Raw genomic sequence first — 8,581 nt, forward strand, 5'->3', positions numbered from 1 at the left:
CCGGGCTTGAACTGGGAGAGTCGAATGCGTGTTTTCCATTGCGTCGTGGCCGGCTTGGCCACGGCCTGGCTGTTGGTCTCAATGCCGGTTCCGGCGCAGGAGGCGGTGCCCCGAGTCCGCGCCAGCGATGCCGACCGCATCGGCGCGGCCCGTGACCGCGTGCTGCCGGTGGTGGTGAGCATCCTCACCGTCCGCGAGGACCACCAGCAGGGCGAGCCCGTGCTCAGCGTGTCCAGCGGCAGCGGCACGGTGGTGACGCCGCAGGGCCACATCGCCACCAACGCCCACGTCACCCAGAACGGCAAGAGTTTCCGCGTCGTATTCGCCGACGGCCGCGAGCTGCCGGCGCGGCTGGTCGGCACCGACACGCTGTCCGACCTGGCCGTGCTGCAGGCGCTGCCGCCGAAGCCCGAAACCTTCGCCCATGCCGAGTTCGCCGACGTGCTTGACCTGCAGCCGGGCGACACCGTGCTGGCGATGGGTGCGCCCTGGGGCCTGTCGAACTCGATGAGCGCGGGCGTGGTGAACAACCCGCGCCGCCTGCTGGTGTCGCTGTTCGACGACGAGGCCGACTACGAGGACCGCCTCGGCGTGGACGAACCCACCGGCCGCTACTACGCCTGGATCCAGCACGACGCCGCCATCGCCCCGGGCAACTCCGGCGGCCCGCTGGTCGATCTGTCGGGCCGCATCGTCGGCGTGAACACCCGCGGCATGATCTTCGGCGGCGACCTTGCCTTCGCCATTCCCGGGCCCGATGCCCGCGACGTGGTGCGTGCGCTGGTGGCCGACGGCCGCATCCGCCGCGCCCAGTTCGGCTTCCGCCTGCGCTCGCTCAAGGGCACGGGCCTGGACCGCGGCGTGCTGGTGAACGCGGTCGAGCGCGGCTCGGTCGCCGAGAAGGCCGGCCTGCGCGCCGGCGACCGCATCCTGACCCTGCAGGGCGAGGCCGTGGACGCGCGCCAGCCGGTGGACGTGCCCGCGCTGCAGCGCCGGATCGCCGAGCTGCCGGCCGGCGAGGCGCTGCGCCTGGGCGTCGATCGCGACGGCCGCCGCAGCGAGCTGCGCCTGATGGCCGATGCGCAGGCCGAGGATCCCGGCGAGGAGCGTGCCTTCGCACCTTTCGGCGTGTCGCTGAAGCCGCTGACGCCGGCCATGGGCCGTCGGCGGAACCTGGATGACGCCGAGGGCCTGCTGGTCACCGGCGTCCGCCCCGGCGGCCCGGCGGCGATCGCCAGGCCCGGCCTGGCACCGGGCGACGTGATCCGGCGGGTCGGCGGCCGGCCGGTGCGCACCCTGGACGACCTCGAGGCCGTGGCCGGCGCGCCGTCGCCGACCGGCGGCCCGCTGGTGGTCGACTTCCAGCGCGCCGCCGAGCAGCGGCTGGCGGTGCTGGTGCCCATCCACGGCGATCGCCTGCGCACGCCGCTGCCTGAACTGGCCAAGGCCTGGTCCGGCGTCGAAGTGCAGCCGGTCACCTCTTCGCTGGCCCGCGACCTGGGCCTCGGCGCCGCGGGCTACCGCATCATCCGGGTCTACCCGGGAAGCCCGCTGGCGGCCGCCGGCGCCCGCATTGGCGACCTGCTGACCGGCATCAACGGCACCCCGTTGCGCGCCGCGAATGAATCCGCCGCCGACGGCTACCACCAGCGCGTGCGCGACCTGCCGATCGGCAGCGAGGCGGAGTTCCAGGCACTGCGCGACGGCAAGCCGCGCACCTTCGAAGTCACGCTGGGCGAGTCGCCGGTGAACACCTCCGGCCTGCGCACCCTCGCCCTGGCCACGCTGCGGGCGCAGCTGCGCGAGCTGGGCTTCTACGACCGCGCCGCGCGCCGCCTGCCGGCCTCGCGCCAGGGCGTGGTGGTCGACGGCGTCGAGCCGGGCGGCCCCGCCGGCCTGGCCCACCTGCAGGGTGGCGACATCATCATCAGCCTCGCCGGCGAGGACGTGCGCGACCCGCCCGGCCTGGCCGCGGCGCTGGACGCGGCGCTGGCGAAGGGAAATGGCAGCGTGATCCCGCTGCAGGTGATCCGCGGCGGCGAGACCCGGATCCTCTACCTCGAACGCTACTGGCTCACGGAGACGCCATGACCCCGATGCTTCGACTGTTCGTGGCCGCCGGCCTGCTGGCATTCGCCGCCGCGCTGCCGGCCGCGGCGCCGGATGATTCCTTCGACGATTACCGCGCCATCTACCGCGACCTGGTCGATCGCCACGCCGGCGCGGTGGTGACGGTGAAGTTCGTGATGTCGGTGACCAGCTCCGGCAACGAGCAGAGCATCGAGGACCGCACCCAGGCCATCGTGGTCAGCGCCGACGGCCTGCTGCTGGTGCCCGAACGCGCGGTCAGCGTTGATTTCGCCGCGCTCGGCAACGCCACGCCCGGGCAGGCCTCGCCAGTCGCCACCTCCAGCGATTTCCGCGTGCGGCTGGCCGACAGCGAAGACTGGCTGCCGGCCGACCTGGTCACCCGCGACGGCGAGCTGGGCCTGGCCTGGCTGCGCCTGCGCCAGCCGCCGGGGGTGCTGCCGTTCGTGGATCTCGCCAAGGGCGTCGGCCCGGAGCCGGGCATGGTCTTCTTCTCGCTGCTGCGCACCTCGGACGAGTGGGGCGCGGTGCCGGTGTTCCGGCCGGGCCTGGTGCTGGGCGAAACCCGCAACCCGACCTTCCGCCTGCTGGTGGACGGCGTGCCGGGCCTGGCGTTCTCGCACGACGGCCGGCCGATGGGTTACGTGGACATCGACCTGGCCGCGGTCACCCGCCAGCGCGGCACCGGCCTGGGCCTGGACTTCGCCGACATGGCGCTGCGGATGACGCCGATCGACAAGGTCGCCGCCGCCACCACGCAGGCCGCGAAGCTGCCGGTCGCGGGGCGCTGACCGCTTCACTCCGCCGATTCCGTGGCGCCAATCCGGCGCGGGCGGCGACCTATACTGGCCGCCACCCCCCGGGAGCCGGCCCATGCCTTCGATGTCCGCCCTCCGCCGCGCGTTCGCGCTGCTGATCCTCGCCACCGCGATGCTGGCCTTCGCCGGCTGCAAGCGCGACGCCAACCAGGTTCCCGAGCTGCAGGGCGGCGACGCCGTGGATGCGCGGCCTGCGGTCGAAGGCTTCGGGCTGCTGGCCGCGGGGCGCGGCGAACACCAGGGCCAGCTGGCGATCGAGCTGCAGTTCTCGCAGCCGCTCGCCGCCAGCCAGGCCTTCGATGACCTGCTGGTGGTGACTGACCCGGACGGTGCCGTCGTGAAGGGCAGCTGGGTGCTGGACCGCGAAGCGGCCGTGCTGCGTTTCCCCTACGTCGAGGCCAGCAAGGACTACGAAGTGCTGCTGCGCGCCGGCCTGGTGGCGGCCGATGGCAAGGCGCTGGGGCGCGAGGAGCGCCGCAAGGTCAACACCGGCCCGGTCGCGCCTGCGGTCGGCTTCGCCTCGCAGGGCAGCGTGCTGCCGGCGCGCGACACCCGAGGCCTGCCGGTGGTGTCGGTGAACGTGCCCGAGGTGGACGTCGAGTTCCTGCGCGTGCGCGACAGCGAGGTCGCCAACTTCTTCGTCAGCTACCAGCGCGGCGGCCGCCGCGGCGGCTGGGAGCTGGGCGAGAGCCAGTGGGAAGAGCGCCCCGCGATCACCCGCGTCGCCGACCCCGTCTACCTCAACCGCTTCGTGCTTGGCGGCGCCGACAACGAGCGCCGGCTGAGCTACCTGCCGGTCCAGAACATCGCCGAGCTGCAGCGGCCCGGCGTCTACTTCGCGCTGATGCGGCGCGTGGGCGATTACGACGAAGCCTACGAGACCGCCATCTTCTTCATCAGCGACATCGGCCTGCACCTTCGCGCCTACGGCGACCAGGTGCTGGTGCACACGGCCTCGCTGAAGTCGGGCAGCCCCACCGGCGACGTCGCGCTGCAGGTGATCGACCGCAAGGGCGACGTGGTCGCGCGCGCCACCACCGATGGTGCCGGCAACGCGCGCATCGCCTACGCGCTCGACGCCAACCACGTGCTGGTGGCCAGCAGCGGCAACGACGTATCCATGCTGCCGCTCAACCAGCCGGCGCTGGACCTGTCGGAGTTCTCGGTGGCGGGCCGGCCGCAGGCCTGGTTCGATGTGTTCGCGTGGTCGGGGCGTGACCTTTACCGCCCCGGCGAGACGCTGCGGGTGTCGGCCCTGATGCGCGACCACGATGGCCGTGCGGTGAAGGCGCAGCCGCTGTTCCTGAGCCTGAAGCAGCCCGATGGCAAGGTTTTCCTGGAAACCCAGCTCGCCGCCGAGGAAGGCGGCTACTACCGCTGGAGCCACGCGCTGCCGGTGGACGTGCCGACCGGCCGCTGGCAGGTCGAGTTCCGCACCGCGCCGGGCGCGAAGGACGTCGTGCAGGGCATGTCGCTGCGGGTGGAGGAATTCCTGCCCGAGCGCATGAAGCTCGAACTGGCGAGCGCGGCCGAGGTGCTGGCGCCCGGCCAGCCGCTGGCGCTGGACGTCACCGCGGCCTATCTCTACGGTGCGCCGGCGGCCGGCAATCGCTTCACCGCGCGGCTGTCGGTGAGCGCCGAGCAGCACCCGCTGGAAGCCTTCCCGGACCACTTCTTCGGCGACCCGACGCTGGCGCTGCCGCGCGAGGCCAAGGACGCGGTGGACGAGGCGCTGGACGCGCAGGGCAAGCTCAGCGCATCGATCGCGCTGCCCGAGGAAGTCGCCCAGCCAGGCGCGCCGGTGGCCGTGGTCGCCAGCGGCAGCGTCTACGAAAGCGGCGGCCGCCCGGTCAGCCGCAGCCTCAAGCGGGTGCTGTGGCCGGCGCCCGAACTGGTCGGCGTGCGGCCGATGTTCGATGCGAAGGAGGGCGCGCCCGCCAACGGCGTCGCCGGCTTCTCGCTGCTGCGCGCGCGGGCCGACGGCCAACGCGTGGCGGGCGAGGGCCTGCAGGTGAGCCTGGTGCGCGAGCGACGCGACTACCATTGGCGCCAGGATCCCGGCGGCGGCTGGGGCTTCGACTACACCTCGCGCTTCGAGACGGTGGAAACCCGCGAGCTCGCCGTGCGCGCCGACGGCGACGTGCGCGTGGACTTCCCGGTGGAGTGGGGCGAGTACCGGCTCGAGGTGCGCGACCCGGCCACCGGCCTGCTCACGCGCCTGCCTTTCGTGGCCGGCTGGAGCTGGGACAACCAGAACCGCGGCCTGGATGCGCGCCCCGACAAGGTCAAGCTGGCCCTGGACAAGACCGCCTACCGCGCCGGCGACACGCTGCGGGTCACGGTCACGCCGCCGCAGCCGGGCCAGGGGCTGCTGCTGGTCGAGACCGACAGGCTGCTGCACGTGCAGCCGCTGCTGGCCAAGCCCGGCGAGACCTACGAGATCAAGGTCACCGAGGACTGGGAGCGGCACGACGTCTACATCACCGCGCTGGTCCTGCGCGGCGGCTCCGCGGTCGAGAAGGTGACGCCGGCCCGTGCCGTGGGCGTGGCGCACGTTCCGATGGACCGCGCCGACCGCCGCGTGCCGGTGACCGTGCAGGCGCCCGCGCAGGCGCGCCCCGAGCAGCCGCTGCCGGTGGTGGTCAGCGCGCCGGCGCTGGCCGGCAAGACCGCCTGGGCGACGATCTCCGCGGTCGACCTGGGCATCCTCAACATCACCCGCTTCCCGGTACCCGACGCCGCGGCGCATTTCTTCGCCCAGCGCCGCCTCGGCGTCGAGGCGCACGACCTGTACGGCCGCGTGATCGAAAGCTTCGACGGCGAAGTGGCGCGCCTGCGCTTCGGCGGCGACATGGCGCTGCCGGCGCTGCCGCAGGCGCGGCGCCCGACTGCGCGCGTGCAGACCGTGGACCTGTTCGCCGGCCCGGTGGCACTCGATGCGCAGGGCCGCGCGACGGTGGACGTGGCGGTGCCCGACTTCAACGGCACGCTGCGCGTGTCGGCCCTCGTGTTCAGCGACGAGGTGTACGGGCAGGGCAGCAGCGAATCGGTGCTGCGTGCGCCGGTGCTGGCCGAAGTCAGCGCGCCGCGCGTGCTGGCGCCCGGCGACCGCAGCCTGGTGACGCTGGACCTGCAGAATTTCACCGGTGCCGAGGGCGCCTTCCAGGTGGACCTGCAGACCCGCGGCCCGATCGCCGTGGCCAGCGGCCGCCGCGAGGTGAAGCTGGCGGCCGAAGCCAAGCAGACGCTCGAGTTTGCGCTCAGCGGCACCGAGGGCTTTGGCACCGGCACCCTGGTGCTGCGGGTCGAGGGCGGCGGGCACGTGGTGAACCGCGAGTTCGACGTACCGGTGCGCGCGGCCTGGGGCGACATCGCCCGCTCGCAGGCGCGCACGGTGGCGCCGGGCAGCACGCTCACGCTCGACCGTGCGCTGGCCGAGGGCCTGATGCCTGGCACCGTGTCGGCGCGCATGACGCTGACCACGCAGCCGCCCATTCCCTTCGCACGCGCGCTGCAGGACCTGCTGGCCTATCCCTACGGCTGCGTCGAGCAAACCACCACCCGTGGCTACGCGGCCCTGCTGCTCGATGCGGACAGCGCCCGGCGCATGGGCTTCACTGGCCTGGATGAAGCCGCGCGACGCCAGCAGCTCGAGGGCGCGTTCAGCCGCCTGGCGGCCCTGCAGGCGCCGAACGGCCACTTCTCGATGTGGGGCGGCAGCGACACCATGCCCATCCTCACGCCCTACGTGGCCGAGTTCCTGCTGGCCGCGCGCGAGGCCGGCTTCGCGGTGCCGGAGACGCTGCTGCAGAAGACGCTCGAGCGCCTGGGCGAAGACCTGCTCACCGGCGGCGTGCCCTTCTACCAGTACGACGATGCCGACCACCTGCGCTTCGCCTACCAGGCGCAGGCCGGCTACGTGCTGGCCAAGGTCAACCGTGCGCCGCTGGGTACGCTGCGCGCGCTGCACGACAACCAGCGCGGCAAGTCGCTCACCGGCCTGCCGCTGATGCACCTGGGCCTGGCGCTGGCGCTGCAGGGCGACGAGGCCCGCGCCGCGGTGGCGGTGCGCGAGGCGCTCGCCAAGCCCGACGGCCGGCCGCGCTGGCTGGGCGACTATGGCTCGCCGCTGCGCGACCAGGCGCTGATGCTGGCCCTGCTCGGGGAGAACAAGCGCACCGACGGCAGCCGCGACGCCCGCCTGTTGGCGCTGTCGCGCGACCTGCAGGCACGGCTGGGCGAGAGCCGCTACTGGCTCAGCACCCAAGAGAAGATCGCGCTCGCGCGCCTGGGTCGCGGCCTGGCCCTGGACAGCCAGGCGACGTTCTCCGGCGTGCTGGCCGTGGGTGCGCAAGAGCAGGCGATCGACGCCGATCGCGTGCTCAGCCGCGACTACGGCTTTGGTGACCTCTCGGCCGGCGTGCGCTTCGTGCCGCAGGCCGAGGCGCCGGTGTTCGCCAGCATCGACGTCGCCGGCGTGCCGCGCACGGCGCCGGCGCCCGACGACAGCGCGATCACCGTGCAACGCACCTGGTTCAACCCCGACGGCACCCGCTGGAAGCCGGGCCCGCTGCGCGAGGGCCAGGTGCTGGTGGCGGCGCTGCGGGTCGAGGCGCGCGAGGCGATGCCCGACGCGCTGCTGGTGGACCTGCTGCCGGCCGGGCTGGAGATCGAGAACCTCAACCTCACCGACCCGGCGCAGTGGGCCGACGTGGTGATCGAGGGCGTGACGCTCAGCGACCGTGGCGACTTCGCCGAGAAGCTGCACGAGGAGTACCGCGACGACCGCTACGTGGCCGCGCTCAAGCTCTATGCCGGCCAACCTGCCCAGCTGTTCTACCTGGTGCGGGCGGTGACGCCCGGGACCTACGTGGTGCCGCCGCCGCAGGTCGAGGACATGTACCGGGCCGAGCTGCGCGGCGTCGGCAGGGCGGTGCCGGCGACGGTGACCGTCGTGCAGCCCTGAACGCGGCGACACCCGGCCCGCGCCGCCGCGGCAGGCGACGCGGGCGGTGGCTGGCGGCGTTGCTCGCGCTGCTGGTGCTGGCGTTCGCGCTCGACCGCCTGTTCCCCCCGCCGTTGCCCGCCGCCGATGGCGCCGGTGCGGTGGTGCTGGCCGCGGACGGCTCGCCGCTGCGCGCGTTCGCCGGGCGCGACGGCGTGTGGCGCTACCCGGTCGCGGTGCACGAGGTGTCGCCGCATTACATCGAGGCGCTCCTGACCTACGAGGACCGCTGGTTCCGGCACCATCCGGGCGTCAATCCGCTCGCCCTGGTCCGCGCGGGTGGCCAGTGGCTCGCGAACGGGCGCGTGGTGTCGGGCGGTTCGACCCTCACCATGCAGGTCGCGCGCATCCTCGAGCCGCACCGGCGCACGCCGGCCGGGAAACTGCGGCAGGCGCTGCGCGCGCTGCAGCTCGAATGGCGCCTGGACAAGGACGAGATCCTGGCGCTCTACCTCAACCACGCGCCCTTCGGCGGACCGATCGAAGGCGTGGAAGCGGCGAGCTGGGCCTACCTCGGCAAGTCCGCGCGCGAACTCTCGCGGGCCGAGGCCGCGCTGCTGGCGGTGCTGCCGCAGGCACCGAGCCGGCTCCGTCCCGACCGCCACCCGGCGGCCGCGCAGGCGGCGCGCGACAAGGTGCTGGCGCGGATGGCCGCCCGCAGCGCGTGGTC

At 73.5% G+C, this 8,581-nt stretch carries 4 protein-coding genes; all 4 read left to right on the plus strand.

What is annotated here, in order from left to right; genetic code table 11:
* Positions 1-24 precede the first annotated feature (24 nt).
* Entirely contained in the window at positions 25-2,091 is a 2,067-nt protein-coding gene (locus Q0C12_RS09520; protein ID WP_290889476.1) for a PDZ domain-containing protein, read from the plus strand.
* Positions 2,088-2,879: a hypothetical protein gene (locus tag Q0C12_RS09525; RefSeq protein ID WP_290889478.1), complete on the plus strand. Its 792-nt coding sequence runs from the start codon at positions 2,088-2,090 to the stop codon at positions 2,877-2,879. Before Q0C12_RS09520 ends, Q0C12_RS09525 begins: the two co-directional genes overlap by 4 nt.
* Before the next feature lie 139 nt (positions 2,880-3,018).
* Complete coding sequence (locus tag Q0C12_RS09530; protein WP_290889483.1) at positions 3,019-7,872, plus strand: alpha-2-macroglobulin; 4,854 nt, start codon at positions 3,019-3,021, stop codon at positions 7,870-7,872.
* Between the two features lie 50 nt (positions 7,873-7,922).
* Positions 7,923-8,581 (plus strand): transglycosylase domain-containing protein (locus Q0C12_RS09535; protein ID WP_290889486.1); only part of this gene is annotated, 659 nt, incomplete at its 3' end.

Origin of the sequence: Arenimonas sp. (assembly GCF_022842045.1) — a bacterium.
Taxonomy (GTDB): Bacteria; Pseudomonadota; Gammaproteobacteria; order Xanthomonadales; family Xanthomonadaceae; genus Arenimonas.